18 protein-coding genes are annotated in these 18,102 nt (G+C 73.5%); 9 read left to right on the top strand and 9 right to left on the bottom strand.

Features of this window, described 5'->3' with window-relative positions:
• Positions 1 to 22 precede the first annotated feature (22 nt).
• The gene (locus tag IF83_RS30570) at positions 23 to 613 is read right to left on the bottom strand and encodes a hypothetical protein (protein WP_051723200.1); all 591 of its coding nucleotides are present in this window, start codon (positions 611 to 613) and stop codon (positions 23 to 25) included.
• A gap of 284 nt (positions 614 to 897) precedes the next feature.
• The gene (locus IF83_RS0122900) at positions 898 to 1,731 is read right to left on the bottom strand and encodes a helix-turn-helix transcriptional regulator (RefSeq protein ID WP_030547104.1); all 834 of its coding nucleotides are present in this window, start codon (positions 1,729 to 1,731) and stop codon (positions 898 to 900) included.
• A gap of 140 nt (positions 1,732 to 1,871) precedes the next feature.
• On the opposite strand from IF83_RS0122900, the gene IF83_RS0122905 reads away from it, so the two are divergent.
• Positions 1,872 to 2,138 carry an Atu4866 domain-containing protein gene (locus IF83_RS0122905; RefSeq protein WP_030547106.1) on the top strand — a complete coding sequence of 89 codons (267 nt, stop codon included), beginning with the start codon at positions 1,872 to 1,874 and terminating at the stop codon, positions 2,136 to 2,138.
• Positions 2,135 to 2,869 carry an SDR family oxidoreductase gene (locus IF83_RS0122910; RefSeq protein ID WP_030547112.1) on the top strand — a complete coding sequence of 245 codons (735 nt, stop codon included), beginning with the start codon at positions 2,135 to 2,137 and terminating at the stop codon, positions 2,867 to 2,869. The genes IF83_RS0122905 and IF83_RS0122910 overlap by 4 nt, the downstream gene beginning before the upstream one ends.
• A 192-nt stretch (positions 2,870 to 3,061) precedes the next feature.
• Here IF83_RS0122910 and IF83_RS0122915 read toward each other — a convergent pair whose 3' ends face one another.
• Positions 3,062 to 3,649 (bottom strand): TIGR03086 family metal-binding protein, encoded by a 588-nt coding sequence (locus tag IF83_RS0122915; protein ID WP_030547114.1) that lies wholly within the window; start codon positions 3,647 to 3,649, stop codon positions 3,062 to 3,064.
• Positions 3,650 to 3,729: 80 nt separating this feature from the next.
• On the opposite strand from IF83_RS0122915, the gene IF83_RS0122920 reads away from it, so the two are divergent.
• The 4 genes from IF83_RS0122920 (at position 3,730) to IF83_RS0122935 (ending at position 6,557) form a co-directional block, all read left to right on the top strand.
• On the top strand, positions 3,730 to 4,620 hold the full coding sequence (locus IF83_RS0122920; protein ID WP_030547116.1) for a helix-turn-helix domain-containing protein: 891 nt from the start codon (positions 3,730 to 3,732) through the stop codon (positions 4,618 to 4,620).
• Between the two features lie 150 nt (positions 4,621 to 4,770).
• A complete protein-coding gene (locus IF83_RS0122925; RefSeq protein WP_078843765.1) occupies positions 4,771 to 5,562 on the top strand; it encodes an ArsR/SmtB family transcription factor in 792 nt (263 codons plus the stop codon).
• A gap of 302 nt (positions 5,563 to 5,864) precedes the next feature.
• Positions 5,865 to 6,131 carry a hypothetical protein gene (locus tag IF83_RS0122930; protein ID WP_030547120.1) on the top strand — a complete coding sequence of 89 codons (267 nt, stop codon included), beginning with the start codon at positions 5,865 to 5,867 and terminating at the stop codon, positions 6,129 to 6,131.
• A gap of 102 nt (positions 6,132 to 6,233) precedes the next feature.
• Positions 6,234 to 6,557 (top strand): hypothetical protein, encoded by a 324-nt coding sequence (locus IF83_RS0122935; protein WP_051723202.1) that lies wholly within the window; start codon positions 6,234 to 6,236, stop codon positions 6,555 to 6,557.
• Between the two features lie 30 nt (positions 6,558 to 6,587).
• On the opposite strand, the gene IF83_RS0122940 is transcribed toward IF83_RS0122935, so the two are convergent.
• The gene (locus tag IF83_RS0122940) at positions 6,588 to 7,388 is read right to left on the bottom strand and encodes a pentapeptide repeat-containing protein (RefSeq protein WP_030547123.1); all 801 of its coding nucleotides are present in this window, start codon (positions 7,386 to 7,388) and stop codon (positions 6,588 to 6,590) included.
• 390 nt (positions 7,389 to 7,778) lie between these two features.
• Entirely contained in the window at positions 7,779 to 9,332 is a 1,554-nt protein-coding gene (locus tag IF83_RS0122945) for a DUF445 domain-containing protein (RefSeq protein ID WP_244177179.1), read from the bottom strand.
• 374 nt (positions 9,333 to 9,706) lie between these two features.
• Between IF83_RS0122945 and IF83_RS35355 the strand changes: the two genes are divergently transcribed.
• A complete protein-coding gene (locus IF83_RS35355; RefSeq protein ID WP_030547126.1) occupies positions 9,707 to 11,782 on the top strand; it encodes a PA14 domain-containing protein in 2,076 nt (691 codons plus the stop codon).
• Positions 11,783 to 12,185: 403 nt separating this feature from the next.
• Positions 12,186 to 13,502, top strand: a complete 1,317-nt coding sequence (locus tag IF83_RS0122955; protein ID WP_030547128.1) for an SGNH/GDSL hydrolase family protein — start codon at positions 12,186 to 12,188, stop codon at positions 13,500 to 13,502.
• Here IF83_RS0122955 and IF83_RS35485 read toward each other — a convergent pair.
• Entirely contained in the window at positions 13,436 to 14,035 is a 600-nt protein-coding gene (locus IF83_RS35485; RefSeq protein WP_347877117.1) for a hypothetical protein, read from the bottom strand. The two genes, IF83_RS0122955 and IF83_RS35485, sit on opposite strands and share 67 nt — an antisense overlap.
• Before the next feature lie 545 nt (positions 14,036 to 14,580).
• On the opposite strand from IF83_RS35485, the gene IF83_RS35490 reads away from it, so the two are divergent.
• A complete protein-coding gene (locus IF83_RS35490; protein ID WP_347877118.1) occupies positions 14,581 to 15,198 on the top strand; it encodes a hypothetical protein in 618 nt (205 codons plus the stop codon).
• Positions 15,199 to 15,277: 79 nt separating this feature from the next.
• Here IF83_RS35490 and IF83_RS0122965 read toward each other — a convergent pair whose 3' ends face one another.
• The 3 genes from IF83_RS0122965 to IF83_RS0122980 all read right to left on the bottom strand — a co-directional run bounded on the left by IF83_RS0122965 (position 15,278) and on the right by IF83_RS0122980 (position 18,037).
• Complete coding sequence (locus IF83_RS0122965; RefSeq protein ID WP_051723204.1) at positions 15,278 to 16,018, bottom strand: DUF1707 domain-containing protein; 741 nt, start codon at positions 16,016 to 16,018, stop codon at positions 15,278 to 15,280.
• A gap of 122 nt (positions 16,019 to 16,140) precedes the next feature.
• Positions 16,141 to 17,262: an ABC transporter ATP-binding protein gene (locus IF83_RS0122970; RefSeq protein WP_078843767.1), complete on the bottom strand. Its 1,122-nt coding sequence runs from the start codon at positions 17,260 to 17,262 to the stop codon at positions 16,141 to 16,143.
• Between the two features lie 10 nt (positions 17,263 to 17,272).
• The gene (locus IF83_RS0122980; protein ID WP_051723217.1) at positions 17,273 to 18,037 is read right to left on the bottom strand and encodes an ABC transporter permease; all 765 of its coding nucleotides are present in this window, start codon (positions 18,035 to 18,037) and stop codon (positions 17,273 to 17,275) included.
• Positions 18,038 to 18,102: the final 65 nt, after the last annotated feature.

Here is an 18,102-nt window from a genome sequence, read left to right on the forward strand (position 1 = left end):
GTCGTGCCTCTGTCCCGTGTGCTCAGTCGGGGATCAGTTCGCCGTCCTCCACATGGAAGCGGTGGACCGGTGAGCAGCCGATGGACGGGGTGATCAGCAGACTGATCTCGATCGACTCCAACTCGGCGTTGGACGTCGAGAATTCGCAGACCGCGCCGTCGCCCGTCAGCGGGAACCAGAACCAGCCGTCCCGCTCTCCGACGATCGCCCGGTCCTCCTCGGCCCAGCGGCCGCGCTCCTTGGTGAAGATGGCCAGCCGGACGGTGGCGGCCAGGCGGTCGACGCGTGAGCGCACCGCCGTCAGCGTGATCAGACGGTCGTCGCCGAGCACGGCGGCCGCGATCCGCTCCGTCCGGTGGGGACGGTAGCGGTCGGCGTCGGCGGCCCCGGTGGCCCCGACCGCCTGCGTCGTCCGCCCGGCCTCGCTCGCCGTGGCGCCGCTCGTCCCGGGCAGCAGGGCCGCGCCGCACAGGGCCGTCACGGCGAGCAGGGTGGCGGCGCGCCTGCGGGGGCCGCGGCGGCCGCGGGCCGGCTCGTCGCCGGCCGCGTGCGGCTCGGGGCGTCCCGGCTGTTCCGACTGTTCCGGCTGTCCCGGGTGGGTTCGATACCTCATGTGTCTCCTTCTCTTCGCGAGGAGCGGGCGCGGCGGTTGGACGGAACGTCCGTACCGCCGGAAAACGCCCCTTTTCACTCCTCTGGGTTGGCAGACACATAACCGACGAATGCGGTTGCACCCGGCCACCCGAACGGAGCATTCCGGGTTTTCCGGGCTGCCTTCGGGCGGGCACGTTGCGCGGGCGGCCGGCTCCGCGCGGTGCGTACGGGCCCGGCCTCGGCGCCCGCTCCCGCCGGGCCCGCGCCGGGTGGCCTCTGCCCGCCGAGCCCCCGTCGTTCCGGCTAGATGGCCGTCTGCTTCGAGGTGGCGTGGAGGGAACCGAGCAGGTTGAGGGCCTGGGCGCTGGGGCTGCCGGGTTCGGCCTGGTAGACGACGAGTTGCTGGCCCGGGGCATCGCGTACGTCGAAGGCCTGGTAGGTGAGGTTCAGGGTGCCGACCTCGGGGTGGAGGAAATGCTTGGCGTCCTGGGTCTTGCCACGCACGGCGTGGGCGGTCCACAGCCGGGTGAAGTCGGCGCTGTGCGCGGTGAGGACGCGGACGAGTTCCCGCAGCCGCGGGTTCTCCGGGTCGAGGCCGGCCGCCTGGCGCAGATGGCCCACGGTGGCCTGTGCCGTGCGGCTCCACCGGGTGTAGAACTGTCGGCCCGCCGGGTCGAGGAAGGTCATGCGGGCCAGGTTGTCCGCCTGCTCGAAGGGTGAGTGCAGGGCCTCGGCCAAGGCGTTGGCGGCCAGGATGTCCAAGGTCCGGTTGATGACGAACGCCGGGGAGCCCGGGTGCCCGTCCAGCAGCCGGCGAAGGGCGGGAGTGACCCGGTCCGTGGTGTGGGCGAACTGGTTGCCCGGCACCGTCCCGGCCAGCTGGTGCAGGTGCGCGTGGGCGTCGGGGTCCAGGCGCAGGGCCCGGCCGAGCGCGTCGAGCACCTGGGCCGAGGGGTGGCGTTCGCGTCCCTGTTCCAGGCGGGTGTAGTAATCCGCGCTCATCCCGGCCAGGACGGCGACCTCTTCACGGCGCAGTCCGGCGACTCTGCGCACGCCGCAGCTCGCCATGCCGACCTCCTGCGGCCGCAGTGCCGCTCTGCGCGCGCGCAGGAACTCTCCCAGGGGGTTGTCGGTCATGTCCTCAGCCTAAGCCGCAGGGACGGCGTGTTGCCTGGGTGCGGTGCACCCGGGCAGGACACGTCCTGGTCGCCCGTCTTTGACCTGTCCAGACTCGGTTGGGCGGACGGATCCGCACCCATCGACGAGGGGAGTTCGTCATGACAGCGAACACGGACGAGGGCCATCACGACGTGGTCGGCATGTGGGTGACCGCGGACGGTCACATCCGCCAGGAGCTGCGGGCGGACGGCCGGTACGACGAGGCCCGCGGCAACCGAAGCAGCGCCTACACGGGCCGCTACACGGTGACCGGCAGCCACATCGATTACGTCGACGACTCCGGGTTCACCGCGACGGGCGACATCCGTGACGGTGTGCTCCATCACGAGCACCTGGTGCTCCATCGAGAGGAAACGCAGGCATGACGGACGCAACCAAGGTCGTGGCGGTCACCGGAGCGAGCAGCGGGATCGGAGAGGCGACCGCCCGCCGGCTCGCCGCCGACGGCCACAGCTTGTTCCTCGGGGCGCGACGCGCCGATCGTCTCGAAGCGCTGGCCGAGGAGATCACCACCGCGGGCGGCATCGCGGCGTTCCGGCGGCTGGATGTCACGGATGCCGCCGATGTCCGGGCCTTCATGTCCGCCGCCCGTGAGCGCTACGACCGAGTGGACGTGGTGGTCAACAACGCCGGCGTGATGCCGCTCTCGCCGCTGGAAGCGCTGAAGACGGATGAATGGGACCGGATGATCGACGTGAACGTGCGGGGAGTCCTGCACGGTATCGCCGCCGCCCTGCCCGCTATGCGCGCTCAGGGCGGCGGGCACTTCGTGAACATCGCCTCCGTCGGCGCGTACGAGGTCTCTCCCACCGCCGCCGTCTACTGCGCGACCAAATTCGCCGTACGCGCCATTTCCGAAGGACTGCGCCAGGAGTCCACCGGGGACATCAGGGTCACTCTCGTCTCCCCGGGCGTGACCGAGTCCGAACTCGCCGAGGGCATCTCCGACCCCGCTGCCAGGGAGGCCATGAAGACCTACCGCGCCGTGGCTCTGCCCGCCTCCGCCATAGCGAAGGCCATCGCCTACGCCATTTCCCAGCCTTCGCAGGTCGATGTCAACGAAATCGTCGTCCGCCCCACCGCAAGCGCCCAATGACCCGCGTTGACGCCCCGCATGGTGGACGCGGCAGTGTCGACCACACCGGCGCCGAGCCGCCCTGAGTGGTCTCCGCCCGCCTCGCGCCACACGGCGCCCCGGAGAGGCGGCGGGCGGCCTCGGCTTCCTCGGTCCGCGGCAGCGCAGGCGGCTCCGGGCCCGGGCCGGCGCCGGGCCGCGTGCGGCCGCCCGTCAGCCCCGGCCGGGCGGGGTCCAGGCGGGGTCGCGGCCGATCAGTGCCAGCAGCCTCTCGAACTCCGGGGCGTCGTCCGCCACCGGTACGGGCTCCCCGAAGGCCCCGTACTGCCGCCCCATCGGCGCCATCTCGGCCACCGGCCCGGCGAGTTCGCGGACGCAGTCCGGGTCCGGGGTGAAGCCCTGGCCGGTGGCCCGGGCCAGATCCCAGGCGTGGACGTTGAGGTCGAGCAGGATCATGTGGCCCACGGTGCGCGCCGGCAGGTCCATCGCCCCGGTACGGCCCTCCTCCGCGCCCGGCGCCGCCCACGCCTCGGCCAGGCGCTCGGTCTCCTCGGCGAAGGCGTCCCGCCAGCCGTCGCCGATCCGGGCGAGGTGGTCGGGGGTGGTGGCGAAGTCCGCCTCCTTCCGGGCGGCCAGCGCCTGGAAGCCGATGACCACGTGGAGGAGGTGGTTGAGCAGGTCGCGCACGGTGTAGTCGGCGCAGGGCGTGGGCGCGCCGAGCCGCTCGTCGCCGATACTCCGGACGACCGGCACGGCCTGCCGCGCCGCCGCTTCGAGCAGTTCGCTGATCTTCGTCGTCATGCGCCCGACGGTACGAGGCACCGGCCGGGGCCGGCTTGAAGAAACGCGACATAGGATCGCCGGCATGGCAGGCGGTCGGTATGGCGGGTCCGCGGCGTGACACCCGGGGCATCGTGGACGCCCCGGAACTCCTCGCGCGCGTACGGTTCCGGCGCCGCCTGCCGTACGCCGAGCCGCTGCGCCGGTACGTGGAGCACTACTGGCTGATCGACTGGGATCTGGCCGAGCCGTACGCCACCCACGTCGTGCCGCACCCCAGCGTCAACCTCGTCTTCCAGCGGTACGGGAACGGGACGGGGCCCGGCTCCGGGGCTGGATCCGGATTCGAATCCGGTTTCGGTGAACTCAGCGGGATCGGGCTGGAGTTGTTCACCCGGAAGCTGGCGGGGACCGGGCGGGTGTGCGGGGTGCAGTTCCGGCCGGGCGGCTTCCGGCCGTTCGCGCCCGGTTGGCCGGTGTCGCACTGGACGGGGCGGCGGCTGCCGCACACCGAGGTCTTCCCCGATCCCGGCGGCTCCGGCGCCGTCGGCGGCTCCGGCCTGCTCGCCGCCCCCGGCTCGGCGGGCGCCCCGGCCGCCGTCCTGGAGCCGGCGGAGGAGGACGAACGCGTCGCCGCCCTCGACTCCTTCCTCCTCGCGGCCGGCCCGGAGCCGGACCCGCGGGCGGACCTGGCGATGGACCTCGTCCACCGCATCCGTACGGACCGCTCCATCCGCCGGGTCGCCGACTTCGCCGCCGCGGAGGGGGTGTCGGTGCGTTCGCTGCAACGGCTGTTCACCGCCTACGTGGGCGTCGGCCCGAAGTGGGTGCTCCTGCGCTACCGGATCCACGAGGCCCTGGAGCGGGCGACCGGGGAGACGGCCGTGGACTGGCCCCGGCTCGCGGCCGACCTCGGCTACAGCGATCAGGCTCATCTCGTACGGGACTTCACGGCGACGGTGGGCGTGCCGCCGACCGCTTACGCACGCTGAGGGGCGGGCCGCGGCCTTGGCGGCCCGGCCCCATCCCCGTCCCCTGGTTCCCGTCCGGTTCCGGCTCGGCGCCAACTCCCCGCAGAACGCAAAGGATTACTTGCAAAGAACCTATTGCAAGGGAGTCTTTGCATGCCTACTCTGAGGGACATGAGCCAGAACGAAGCCGCGGATTCGGAAGACCCCGCCCGCGCCGGGGACACCGGCCACCCCGTGACTGCCGGAGACCCCGGCCACCGGGAAGGCGCCGCAGACCGCCCGACCGCCGAAGACTCGCCGTCGCCCGAGGCCGGCGGCCCGGCCCCGGGCGACGGCATCGCGGAGCACGTACGGTCGCTCGACCCGCGCTCCCTGCGCGGGCTCGCGCACCCGCTGCGGATCCGGCTGCTCGGCGCGCTGCGCGAGTACGGCCCCGCCACCGCCTCCCAACTCGGCGCCCGGCTGAGCGAGTCGAGCGGTGCCACCAGCTACCACCTGCGGCAGCTCGCCGAGCACGGCTTCGTCGTGGACGTACCCGAGCTGGGGACGGCGCGGGAGCGGTGGTGGCGGGCGGCGCAGCGGGGCATCCAGTCCCGGACCGCGGACTTCGCCGGCCACCCGGACCCGGCCGTGCGGGGCGCGCTGAACCTCCTCCTCCACGAGGTGGCGACCATCCACGCCCAGGAGCTGAGCACCTGGCTCGGCACCATGAACGAGTGGTCCGAGGAGTGGCGCGACGCCGGGGAGGTGAGCGACTACAGCATGCGGCTCACGCCCGAGTTGGCCAAGGAGATGAACCAGGAGCTCCAGCAGGTCATCGAGGGCTACCGCGAACGGGCCGTCCGGGCCGGGACGGAGGGCTCGGCTCCGGTCCGGGTCCATGTCCACGCCTTCCCGCGCGCGGAGGAGAAACCGGACGGGCCCGGGGACCGTCGGCCCGGACCCGGTCCCGCGCCCGCGTGACCTCCTGAAACCGGGCTCCGGGGCAGGCCGCGTCCGGCCCGACTCCCGGTTCCGCGAAGGGGGTTCGAGCCGACCGGAGGGGCCGGACCCCGTGAAAAACCCTTAGCCAAAGCACTGGGCGGAACGGCAGGCTGAGTCACCGAACCGCTCCGCGTTTCCGCCGGCTCCGTCCCGGCATGTACCGCATCCGGGCGGCCCTCCGCCATGCCCGCTCCGCCCGTCCGCGGCAGACCGCCCCCGCACCGCCCCTGCACTCGCGTTTCGTCCGCCACCTGCCACAACGCGCCCTACGGAGACCCCTCATGCACTGTGACATCCATCTACGGCTCCACGAGATACGGGCCACCGAACTACGCCGCGACGCCGGCACCGCCCTCCCCTTCCCGGAGCCCCCGCCGGGCCCCCGCTTCCCCACTGGTGCCGACTCCGGCCTGGGGGACCGAGCCGGCCTCCGGCCTCCGCTGCCGCTGCCGCTGCGCAGCCGGGTGGGGTGGACGCTGGTGGAGGTCGGGCTCCGTCTCGTACAGCAGCCGGGGAAGCGGCTGAGGACGGAGTTGCTCCGTGGTTGACACGCCATGCGGGCCACGCCCGAGGCGTCGGGCCGGGGCACGGCCCACCCGAGCGGTACCTCTGCCGAGCCGCTTTCGTCCGGATCACCACGGGGGCGAGCGATGACGGCGGTCCCCGGGCGGCACCCCGGAGCGGCGCGACCCGGAACCGGCGCCGCCGAGAACGGCCTGCGGCAGCTGCTCAACGAGTGGGACCCGATCGGCGTCGCCGACGAGGTGCGGGACGAGTACGACTGCATGCTCGCCCCCTTGCTCCAGCGCCTCCGGAGCGGCGCCGGCCAGGCGGAGATCCGCGAGTTCCTGCGGCGCGAACTGGAGGACCACTTCGGTCTCAACCCCCGGGGACTGCGGCCGGACGCGATGGCCGCCCGAGTGACCGCCTGGTGGACATCCGCCGACGGGGCCGGTGACACCGGCTGCGTGTAGCCACTCCTTCAGATCTTCTGGTCGCCGCCGTCACCAGTGGGACGGTCTCCGCAGGGTTGGGGGAATCCGGGTGGCGGTGTCTCCGCGGGCCGCGTCGAGTTGTGGCTGGGTGAGGAAGACGGCGCCGGTAAGGTCGGCGCCGCGCAGGTCCGCGTCCCGGAAGTCCGCGCCGATGACGTCGGCCGAGCGCAGGTCCGCGCCGCGCAGGTCGGCCGCGATGAGCAGGGCGCCGCGCAGGCCGGCGCCGCGCAGGTCCGCGTTGCGCAGCCGGGCGCCGATGAGGTCCGCTCCGCGGTGGTTGCGCGGACGGCCGCTCCCCCGTCCCGGCGCCTGGGCCCGTACCAGGTCGCCGGCGCGCAGCAGCAGGGAGTTGACCTCGTGCCGGACGGCCGGCACGTCGGTGGCGAGCAGTGCTTCGGCGTCCCGGTGGGTGAGGTCGTCCAGTTCGCGCAGGGCACGGCGGAGGTCGGCGTGGAGGGAGCGGGTGGCCGGCAGGGCGAGCGCCTCGGCCACGTACCGGAGCAGTTCGTGGAGCTGCCGCATCATGGGGAAGACCTCGAACATCTGCCGTGCGCTGCCCGGGTGCCCGCGCCAGTCGCGGCCGCCGAAGGTGACCTGGGAGACCTTCTGGCCGGCGCCGTGGCAGTCGAAGACGGTGCAGCCGGACCAGCCGCGCTCGCGGAGTTCGGTGTGGATACCGCAGCGGAAGTCGTCCCGGCGGAGGTTGGCGCAGGGGCGCCCCGCTTGCTTGTCGGCGGCGAAGTCGGCCGAGGCGGCGAAGGGCAGGGCCACGCAGCAGAGCGCGAAGCAGTTCGCGCAGTCCGCGCGCAGGGCCGGGTCGTCCGGTCCGGGGAGGGCGGCTCCCCGTGATGCCGTGCTCGGAGGGTTGGCGGGGCTGCCGGTGTTGCCGGCGGTCCCCGGCGGGCTTCCCGGGTTCTCCCCGCGCGGGGAGTCACCCGGGTTCACTGCTCCGGGCGTGCTACGAGGCTTGCTGCGGGGCTTGCGGGACACGCTGGTTGTTCTCCTGCGGGAGGGCGGACGCCGACGGGGGCGGCCGTACTCGGACGGGCTCCCCAGTGTCCCCCGGAACACCTGTGAGCAGCGGAAGTTTTTTCCGCGGCCTGCGGCACGGGGTACGGCCGGCGTCCCCCGGACCGCCCCCGGGCCGGCGCCCGCCCACCGGCCCGCGCCCGCCACACGCCGGCCCGCGCCCGGCCCCGCCTACGCCCCGAAGGCCCGGCTCACGGAGTAGATCACCAGGCCCGCCAGGGCGCCGACCACCGTGCCGTTGATGCGGATGAACTGGAGGTCGCGGCCGATGTGGGCCTCGATCTTCTTCGTCGTGTGCTTGGCGTCCCAGCTCGCGATGGTCTCCGTGATCAGCGAGGTGATCTCGTCGCGGTACGTCGTGACGACGTGCACCGCCGCGTCCTCCAGCCAGCCGTCGACCTTCTCCCGCATCCGGGCGTCCGAGGAGATCCGCGTGCCGAGGGACAGCAGCCCGGTGCGGGCCCGGACCCGCAGCTCGCTGCTCTCGTCCTCGGCCGCGGCGACGACCATGCGGCGCACGGCGTTCCAGGTCGAGGCGATGAGGTCCTGCACCTCGTCGCGGTTGAGGAACTCGTTCTTGAACCGCTCGACGCGGGCGCGGGTGTCCGGCTCGTCGCGCAGGTCCGCCGCGAAGTCGGTGAGGAAGCGGTCCACGGCGCCGCGCGCCGGGTGGTCGGGCATGTCGCGCATCTCGCGGAAGAAGCGCAGCAGTTCCTTGTAGACGCGCTCGCCGACCTTGCGGTCCACGAAGCGCGGGGTCCAGTTGGGGGCGCCGCCCGCTACGGCCGTCATCACCGACTCGTTGTGCAGCACCAGCCAGTCGTGGGCCCGTACGCACACCAGGTCGACGACGCGGTGGTGACCGCCGTCCGCGACGACCTTGTCCAGCATGACGCCCAGGCTCGGCGCGATCTCCCGGGCCTCCGCGCGGCGGGTGATCGCCTCGCCGACGACGGCCTGGACGTCGGAGTCGCGCAGCACGGTCAGCGCGCCGCGCAGGGCGGTGGCGAGTTCGGCGGTGACGCGTTCGGCGTTGGCCGGCTCCGTGAGCCAGCCGCCGAGGCGGCTGCTGATGCCGACGGCGCGCAGCCTGGTCCGGACGACCTCGGAGGAGAGGAAGTTCTCCCCGACGAAGTCGCCGAGGCTGCGGCCCAGGACATCCTTCTTGGTGGGGATGATCGCGGTGTGCGGGATGGGGAGGCCCAGCGGGTGACGGAAGAGGGCCGTCACCGCGAACCAGTCGGCGAGCGCGCCCACCATGCCGGCCTCCGCGGCCGCCGCCACATAGCCCGCCCAAGGGCCGGCCCCGGCGGAGTGCGCCCACTCGGCGAGGGCGTAGACCACGGCGACCAGCACCAGCAGGCCCGTCGCGGTCGTCTTCATCCGGCGGACGCCGCGGCGCTTCTCCTCGTCGGCGGCGCTGTAGGTGAGGCCGCCGCCTCCCCGGGGGCGGGGGGCCGCGGGCGCGGCGGCGTCACCGGGCGCGCCCTTGCCGCCGGGCGCGCCGGTTCCGCCGGGGGCGCCCTTCACGCCGACGGCGCCGGCCGCGCCGGTTCCACCGGCCGTACCGGCCCGGCCGGCCGTACTGGACGCTCCGGCGCCGCGCGCCGGCTCGGCCGCGCCGTCCGCACGCCTCGTACTCCGGGCCTGCCGCGCACCTCGCGCACCGCCCGCGCGGCCCGCGCCGCCCGCTTCACCGGATTCATCCGGCTCGTTCCGTTCCATCCGCTCCACCCGTTCGCGCCTGCCCTCCGTCGCATTGTCCCTGTACCGGTCACGAGTGAAACGCGCCACAAGTTCCCCACGTCTACCCCTGCCGAGCCGGTCGAAGCCGCCGGCGGCGCCGAAGGGGGGTTCGTCCGGGCGGCCGGTCCGAGGAACTCACGGACCCGGGCCCCGGCCCGGCCCTCACCTCCGGGGTGCGGAGCCGGGACCCCGGGGACCCCGGACCCCGGACCCCGGGCCCGGAGCCCCGAGCCCGGACGGCGGCCTCAGCCCGTGCCCGGGGGCGTACAACCAGGTCACTCCCCCAGAAGTCTTGATCGTCGGCGGCCTCCCTTCACTCCCGTTTCGCCGCCGACGCACACCCTGAGGGACACATGACTCCAGTCAGACCCACCACGGCCCCGGGCCGCCCCCGCACCGCGGCGGCGTTGGCCGCCGGTGTCGTGCTCGCCACCACCGGGAGCATGCTCACCGCCCCCACGGCCGAGGCCGCCCTGGGCGCCCCGACCACCGCGACCGCCGTGAGGTGCGCCCCGCTCGTCTTCAAGCGGCAGTTCTACGCCAACACCACGTTCTCCGGAACCCCCGCCCGGACGGACTGCGACTCGCGGATCAGCCAGGACTGGGGCACCGGCGCTCCCGCCTCCGGCCTGCCGGGCAACTACTTCGGCGTCCGCTGGACGGTGACCCGCGACTTCGGCTCCGGCGGCCCCTTCTCCTTCCCCGTCGAGTCCCGCGACGGCATCCGCGTGTACCTCGACGGCGTGCGCAAGGTCGACCTCTGGAAGAACGTTTCGACCACGCAGCAGAAGACCGTCAACGTCACCGTCCCGTCCGGCCGGCACACCCTGCGGATCGACTTCGTCAACTGGACCGGTACCGCGAACGTCAAGTTCGACTACCTCCCCCGCACATCGGCCGACGTCGACAAGGTCGCGCCCCTCGCGCCGACGGGCTTCGCCGCCGCCTACGACGACACCGCCGCGCGGACGCAGCTGTCGTGGTCCGCGAACCAGGAGATGGACCTCAAGGACTACCGGGTCTACCGCCGCCGCGACTCCACCACCACCTGGAGCTACCTGGCCACCACCACCGCCACCTCCTACACCGACACCCCGCCCGCGACCGGTGAGACGTACCACTACCGCGTCCGCGCCATCGACAAGGCCGGCAACCGCTCGGCGCCGACGGCGGGCAAGTCCGTCACCACGGCCGACCGCACCGCGCCCGCCGCGCCCACCGGTGTGGAGGACAACTGGAACATCGGCTTGACCACCACGGTCAAGCTCTCCTGGGACTCCAACAGCGAAGCGGACCTGGCCGGTTACCGGGTGTACCGCTCCACCACCAGGTCCGTGGCCCTCACGGAGGCGAACCTGGTGAGCGGCCCGGAGCCGATCAGCGGCTCCTGGTTCACCGAGACGCCGCCGCCCACCGGCGACTGGGCCTACTACGTCGTCACCGCCGTCGACTCCCACGGCAACGAGTCCCCCGCGTCCGGCACGGCCGAGTTCGAGACCTGGGACAAGACCGCGCCCACCTTCGTCCCCGACGACTTCAAGGCGGTGGACGGGGAGCGCGGCGTCAGCCTGACCTGGTCCTGGAACCGGGAGCAGGACCGAGACCTCGCCGACTTCGAGGTCTACCGTGACGGCGCCCATATCGGCAACGCCTCCGGCGTCTTCGAGGACACCACGGTCAAGCGCTCGACGACGTACACCTACTGGGTCCGCGCCACCGACGAGGTCGGCAACCTCGGCCCCGCCTCGGCCGAGATCACCGTCGACCACATCGGCGACTACACGGCCCCCGGCCCCGTCACCGGCCTGACCGCCACCCCCGTCGAGAACGGCGTCCGCCTCGCCTGGGACGACAGCCCGGCCACCGACTTCGACCACTACGAGGTCCACCGCGGCACGTATGCCGACGGGCAGTGGTCGTACACCGAGGTAGACAACAGCGTCCGTGAGGATCTGGAGACCGGTGGCGATTGGTCCCTTCACAAGACCCTGCCCGACGGCGAACACGTCCGCTACGCGGTCGTCGCGGTCGACAAGGACGGCAACGCCCTCGCTCCCGGACGGGACGGCACGGCCGTGACCGAGGTGACCGAACTCGACATGCGGCCGGCGGAAGCCACGCCGGCCGGCGGCCCCGTCGAGTGGCTGGAGGCTCACGACTTCTATCGCTATCTCTCCAGAGTCGACCTCCGGTGGGCGTACTCGCCGGAGACGGACCCCAGCGGAACGGCGGCCACCGGCTTCCACATCTACCGCTGGAACCATTCCGAGGGCGCGTACGTGAGGATCACCGGCACACCGCTGGACGCGGACGCCTGGGACTACTCGGACACCACGGCGCCGGACAACTCCACGCTGTACTACCGGATCACGGTCGTGTACGCGGACGGCACGGAGTCGGCCCCGACGGGGGACTACGTCCTCACCTGACAGCACTCACAGCACTCACAGCACTGACAGCACAGCACGCCCCGGCCAATCGCCGGGCACCCGAGAGCCCGAGAACGGAAGCACGAAGCAAGGAGGCCGGGAAGGGAAGCAAGGGGGCCGGGAGGCCGGGGCCGGGGCGCCCCCGCCTCCCGGCCCCCGGGCTTTCCCGGCACTGGGGCACGGTGTGCCGGGGAACACCTGTCCGCATGCCTGCCAGGTGGAACGCGCCGCGAACTTCCCGCGTCTACCCCTGCGGAGCCGATCGAAGCGGCCCCTTATCAGAAACGTGATCCGCTCGTGGGATCATGGAGCGACCCGGCGGAGAGCCGCCAACTCGCCGCCCCCGACCGGGGAACGCACCAACGGGAGCCACCGCTCCCTCGTTCGAGGAGAAAAACCGCGCGTGACCAAGCGGAACGGTTATGCCCTGCTCGCCGCCCTCGCGGCGGTGGTGGTGCTCATCTCCGTCGCCATCTACGTCGGCGTGGGCGGCGACCGCGCGGCCGGTGACCCGAGCGCCGCCACCCGGCAGCAGCGCAACTCCGCCGCCCCGGCCGTCTCGGGCCGCTGGGTCGGCAGCTGGGCGACGGCCCCGGCCGCGGCCGAGCCGAACTCCTTCCACGGCCACGCGGGCAAGTCCATCCGCAACGTCGTGCACACCAGCATCGGCGGCACCGCCGCCCGCATACAGCTCTCCAACCTCTACGGCACCCGGCCGCTGTCCATCACCGGCGCCACCATCGCCCTGGCCGCGGCGCCCAGCAACCCCACGGCGGCCTCCGGCACCCTGCGCCGGCTGACCTTCGCCGGCCGCCCGTCGGTCTCCATACCCGCCGGGCAGGCCGCGGTCAGCGACCCCGTGCGGCTGAACGTTCCTGCCGCCGCCGACCTGCTCGTCTCCACCTACTCACCGACCCCCTCCGGCCCCGTCACCTACCACCCCTACGCCCGCCAGACCTCCTACCTCGCCGAGGGCGACCGGACGGGCGACCCGCGCGGCACCGCGTACACCGAGCAGAGCCCGTACTGGCGTTACCTCACCGGGGTCGACGTCTACAGCACCGAGGCCGAGGGCACCGTCGTCGCCCTCGGCGACTCCATCACCGACGGCATCACCTCCACCGCGGGCGCCAACCACCGCTGGCCCGACTTCCTCGCCGAGCGGCTCCGCGCGGAGACCGGCGCGCCCCGCTACGGGGTGCTCAACCAGGGCATCAGCGGCAACCGCGTCCTCGTCGACGGCAGCCGCTTCTCCCCCAACAACGGCCCCAGCGGCCTCAGCCGCTTCCAGCGCGACGCCATGGAACGGAGCGGGGTCCGGGCGGTCGTCGTCCAGCTCGGCATCAACGACATCCTCAAGACGCCACGTCAGCTGGATGCCCGTCAGATCGTCGACGGCTTGCGGCAGATGGTGCGGCAGGCGCACGGGCGCGGGCTGCCCGTCGTCGGCGGCACGCTGCTGCCCTTCGGCGGCCACCGCGGCTACGGGCCGCAGACCGAGGCCGTACGACAGCAGGTCAACCAGGCGATCCGCGCGGGCGGCGTCTTCGACGCCGTCGCCGACTTCGACCTGGCCCTGCGCGACCCGTCCCAGCCGAACCGCCTGCTGCCCGCCTACGACTCCGGCGACCATCTCCACCCGAGCGACGACGGCTACCGGGAGATGGCCCGCACGATCGACCTCGACGACCTCAGGGCCACGGCTCCCGCCCGGCTCTGAGTTCCCGGGCCGGAGCCTCCCGTGTCGTGGAGCGCGGCCCCTGCCGTCGTCGCCCGCCCCAGCCGTTCCGGCACCGCGTCACGGCTCATGAGGCGGCCGGTGCGCCGGGATGCCCGGGCGCTGATCGATACCCTGACAGCGTGCTGTCGTACGAGGAACTGACCGCGCCGGAGCGCGAGTTGTGGGACGCCTTCCCCGTGGGCCGCCCGGTGGACCTCCGTCCGCGCCGGCCCGACGGCGACGGCCCGGCCGGAGGCGGAGCCGGACCCCGAGCCGGAGGCGGAGCCGGAGACGAAGCCGGAGACGAAGCCGGGGCCGGAGCCGGTGAGGAGCCATGGGGGCCCGAGCGCACGGTCCGGGCCTCGGTAGTGGCGGCCCTGCTGCTCGCCGGACACCGGGGGCAGCCGGGATCGGTCCCGGCCCTGCGGCTGGCCGGCGCCCGGATCAGCGGCCGTCTCGACCTGGCCGGCGCGGAGATCGCGCACACCCTCCGGTTCGAGGAGTGCCGGTTCGAGGAGGACATCAGCTTCCACGGAGCCTCCACCCGGACCATCACGATCGCCCGCAGCCAGCTGCGCGGCATCGACGCCGCGATGGCCCGTGTCGAAGGCCGCTTCGATCTCAGGCTGTCGGTCCTCCGTGGCCGGCTCTCCCTCATGAACGCACAGGTGACCGGCGAGCTGATCCTCAACGGCGCCCACCTCTCGGCCCCCGGCGACTGGGCGCTGTCGGCCGGCGGCCTCGTCATGGGCGGTGCCGTGTTCTGCCGCGGCGGATTCACCGCCGACGGCGGCCTGCGGCTGCTCGGAGCGCAGCTCTCCGGCGGCCTGTTCATGGAGGGGGCCCAGTGCCTCAACCCCGCAGACGCGGCGCTCCTCGCGGACAACGCGACGATCGCGACCCTCGTCTGCTCGCGGGGCTTCACCGCGCGGGGAGCGGTGCGCCTGCGCGGCGCCGCCATATCCGGCCAGCTGACTCTCGACGGCGCCGTCCTCGACGGCGAGGACACCGCCCTCGACTGCGCACGGATGCGCGCGGACGATCTCGTCCTCACCCCCGCCGTCCCCCGTCGGGCGCGGTGGACCTCCGCGGAGCGCGCGTCACGGCGCTGCACGACCGCCGGGGAGCCTGGCCGGACGTCGTGCGCCTCCAGGGCTTCGTCTACGGCGAGCTGCACGGCGACGACGACGGCGGGCGGGACGCCGTCGGCCACCGCCTGGCGTGGATCCGGCGGGAGCCCGGCTACGCCCCGCAGCCGTACGAGCAACTCGCCGGCTGGTACCGGCAGATCGGCCACGACGACGACGCCCGCCGGGTCCTGCTGGCCAAGCAGCGCCACCGCCGCCGCACCCTGCGCCCGGCCGGACGCGCCTGGGGACACCTGCTCGACGGCACCGTCGGCTACGGCTACCGGCCCTGGCTGGCCGGGGTGTGGCTGCTGGCCCTGGCCCTCCTCGGCACGGGCGTCTTCAGCGCCCACGAGCCCGTGGCGACGCAACCCGGCGAGGGCGCCCCGTTCAGCGCCGTCGTCTACACCCTCGACCTGCTCATCCCCATCGGCGGCCTCGGCCAGCGCAACGCCTGGCACTGGACGGAGGACGCCCCGGCGGGTCTGGCCTACGCCCTGATCGCGGCAGGCTGGCTGCTCACGACGGCCGTCGTCGCGGGCGTGACGCGCACGCTGAACAAGAACTGACCGTCCCCACCCACCGGGTGAGCGACCCCGGCCCCGTCCCCGCAGCGGCCTCCTCCCGGGCTTCGCAGGCCCGCGTCGCTCAGCCCTCCAGCTCCCCGCGCTCCCGCTTCTCCAGACGGCCTTGGTCCCCGTCCGTCCCCCGCTTCTCCTCCAGTTCCCGCCGCTTGCGCTCGGCCTTGAGCCGGCGGCGCTCCTCCTTGGGCAGCCTCCGCTCCGTACCGACCCCGCCCCAGAAGGCGAAGCCGGTGACCACGACCTTCGGCGCGCCCGGGTCGCCCTCGTCCACCTTGCTCTGGTCGAAGCCGCCCATCAGGCCGAAGCCGCGGACGTCCAGGCCCATCCCGGGCGGCACCACGACGTTCACCCCGCCCATGACGGCGAAGCAGCGGATCACGATCTCGCGGTCCTCGAACCGCGCCTCGCGCAGATCGATCTCGCCGCCGCCCATCACCGTCACGGCCGTGAACCGGCGCGGCGCCACCCAGCGGCCCCGGCGCTGGAAGCCGCCCAGGATGCCGACCGCCCACTTCGAACTGGGCGTGCCGCCGATCCGCGACGGCCAGGACACCTCACCGGCCGTCCCGGTGGCGGCCGGCTCCCCCGGGCCGCGCACCGCGAGCGGGCCCGCGCCGCCGCCGACCGGGAGGTCGCGGGTCAGCGGCTCCAACTCGGCGTAGGTGCGCGCCCGGTACGCCGCGTCGAGCCGCTCGTCGAACTCCTCCATCGTCAGGCGCCCTTCGGCGACGGCCTCGCGGAGCACCTCGGCGACGCGCTCACGGTCGGCGTCGGAGGCCCGTAGTTCAGAGGGTTCGCTCATCATGGACCTCACCCTAGGCAATCCCGGGCCCCACGCGAACCGTTGCCCGGCGGGGAGGGCCCCTACGACGCGAAAAGCCGGACCGGAGGGCAGGCCCGGACGACCGCCCTCCGGCCGGCGGCGGCTCAGAACGCCGCCCGCTCCGCGTACATCCGGGCGATGACATCCTCGATCGCCGGCTCGCGCACCGACAGGTCCACCAGCGGGTGGTCCGCGGCCACCGCCGCCACCACCGGCGCGGCGCTCCCGCCCGCCGGGAACGCCAGCCACTGCCGCGGGCCCTCCGTCCGCACCACCCGCACCCCGGGCAGCCCCGCCCCGGACAGATCGATCGGCGGCAGCTCCCGCTCCAGGTCCACGACGAGGACCCGCTCACTGCCGCCCGCCGTGTGCAGGCCGTCCAGATCGCCGTCGAACACCACCCGGCCGTGGTCGATCACCATCACCCGGTGGCACAACTGCTCGATATCGGTGAGGTCGTGGGTCGTGAGGAGCACGGTGGTGCCGCGCTCGGCGTTGACGTCGGCGAGAAAGCGCCGGACCTTTGCCTTGCTCAGCACGTCCAGGCCGATGGTCGGCTCGTCGAGATACAGCACCTCGGGATCGTGCAGCAGGGCGGCGGCGATGTCACCGCGCATCCGCTGGCCCAGCGAGAGCTGCCGCACGGGCACGTCCAACAGCGCGCCCAGACCGAGCAGTTCGACGCAGCGGTCGAGATTCTCCCGGAAGCGGCGGTCCGGGATCCGGTACAGCCGGCGGGCCAGCGCGTACGAGTCGCGCAGCGGCAGATCCCACCACAGCGTGGTCCGCTGCCCGAACACCACCCCGATACGGTGCGCCAGCCGCAGCCGCTCCCGCGCCGGATCGATGCCGGCGACCCGCACCCGGCCGGCGCTGGGCACCAGGATGCCGGTCAGCATCTTGATCGTGGTGGACTTCCCGGCACCGTTGGGACCGATGTAGCCGACCATCTCGCCACGCCGCACCCCGAACGAGATACCGTCCACCGCCCGCACCTCGGACCGCTCCCGGCGCAGCCGCCCCACCCGGCGCCGTACCCGGAAGACCTTCTCCACGCCGTCCAGCTCGATGAGCGGGGCTCCGCCACCGGCCGCGCCACCCGGGCCGGGCGGGCCTTGCCGGCCGGCCTCGCGCCCCTCGCCGGCTCCGCCGCCGGCGTTGTTGCCGCCGCTGCCGCCGATCCCGCCGCCGCCGTTGTTCCCGCCGCCGCCGCTGCCGCCGTCCATCTCCGCCCTCTCAGCTCCCCGTACTCCGGTACGAACGCAGCCCCGCCCGCCACACCAGCCCGGCCGGAACCCAGCACGCCACCGCCACCAGCGGCGACAGGAAATCCACCCAGCCCGGCAGGCCCAGCGGGTCGTCGCGGCCCAGGATGAACAGCACCGGCAGCCAGTTCACGAAGGCCAGCGGCACCACGAAGACCGCCCCGCCCACCAGCTCCCGCGCGAACACCGTCGGCGGGTACTGGAGCACCGTCGTACCGCCGTAGGTGAAGGAGTTCTGCACCTCCGCCGCGTCCTGCGCCCAGAACTGGAAGGAACCGCCCACCACGAGCAGCGCCGCGAAGATCGCCGCCCCGCTCACCACCGTCACCGGCACCATCAGCACCTTCAGCGGCGTCCAGTCCGCCTCCAGGACGGTCAGCGACCAGCCCAGCACCAGCAGCCCCTGCGCGAGCCGGCCGACACGGCGCAGCTTGAAGCCGTCCGCCGCCACCTGGGCCAGCAGCGGCACCGGGCGCACCAGCATCGCGTCCAGGCTGCCGCTCCGGACCCGGCCGCCGAGCCCGTCCATGCCGCCCAGCAGCAGATGGGCCAGGCCGAAGGCCGTGCCCGAGGTCCCGTACAGCAGGGCGACCTCCGCGAAGCCGAAGCCGCCGAGGGCGTCCACGTGGGAGAACATCAGCAGGATCGCGGCGAAGTCGAGGGCGGTGGTGGCGAAGTTGCCCAGCGCCGTCAGCACGAAGGACGTCCGGTACACCAGCGTCGAGCGCACCCACATCGCCGTGATCAGGACATAGGCGCGCAGCCCGGCGGCCCGGCGCGGGACGGCCGTCCCGGTCTCCG

Source organism: Streptomyces albus subsp. albus (assembly GCF_000719865.1).
Taxonomy (GTDB): Bacteria; Actinomycetota; Actinomycetes; order Streptomycetales; family Streptomycetaceae; genus Streptomyces; species Streptomyces albus_E.

Excerpts from the sequence above, each read along its gene's own strand:
- IF83_RS0122920 (WP_030547116.1), top strand. The coding sequence starts at position 3,730 with ATGGCGGGTCCGCGGCGTGACACCCGGGGCATCGTGGACGCCCCGGAA.
- IF83_RS0122905 (WP_030547106.1), top strand. The coding sequence starts at position 1,872 with ATGACAGCGAACACGGACGAGGGCCATCACGACGTGGTCGGCATGTGG.
- IF83_RS0122900 (WP_030547104.1), bottom strand. The coding sequence starts at position 1,731 with ATGACCGACAACCCCCTGGGAGAGTTCCTGCGCGCGCGCAGAGCGGCA.
- IF83_RS0122915 (WP_030547114.1), bottom strand. The coding sequence starts at position 3,649 with ATGACGACGAAGATCAGCGAACTGCTCGAAGCGGCGGCGCGGCAGGCC.
- IF83_RS30570 (WP_051723200.1), bottom strand. The coding sequence starts at position 613 with ATGAGGTATCGAACCCACCCGGGACAGCCGGAACAGTCGGAACAGCCG.
- IF83_RS0122910 (WP_030547112.1), top strand. The coding sequence starts at position 2,135 with ATGACGGACGCAACCAAGGTCGTGGCGGTCACCGGAGCGAGCAGCGGG.
- IF83_RS35355 (WP_030547126.1), top strand. The coding sequence starts at position 9,707 with ATGACTCCAGTCAGACCCACCACGGCCCCGGGCCGCCCCCGCACCGCG.
- IF83_RS0122930 (WP_030547120.1), top strand. The coding sequence starts at position 5,865 with ATGCACTGTGACATCCATCTACGGCTCCACGAGATACGGGCCACCGAA.
- IF83_RS0122935 (WP_051723202.1), top strand. The coding sequence starts at position 6,234 with ATGACGGCGGTCCCCGGGCGGCACCCCGGAGCGGCGCGACCCGGAACC.
- IF83_RS0122965 (WP_051723204.1), bottom strand. The coding sequence starts at position 16,018 with ATGATGAGCGAACCCTCTGAACTACGGGCCTCCGACGCCGACCGTGAG.
- IF83_RS0122970 (WP_078843767.1), bottom strand. The coding sequence starts at position 17,262 with ATGGACGGCGGCAGCGGCGGCGGCGGGAACAACGGCGGCGGCGGGATC.
- IF83_RS0122925 (WP_078843765.1), top strand. The coding sequence starts at position 4,771 with ATGAGCCAGAACGAAGCCGCGGATTCGGAAGACCCCGCCCGCGCCGGG.
- IF83_RS0122945 (WP_244177179.1), bottom strand. The coding sequence starts at position 9,332 with ATGGAACGGAACGAGCCGGATGAATCCGGTGAAGCGGGCGGCGCGGGC.
- IF83_RS0122980 (WP_051723217.1), bottom strand. The coding sequence starts at position 18,037 with ATGTGGGTGCGCTCGACGCTGGTGTACCGGACGTCCTTCGTGCTGACG.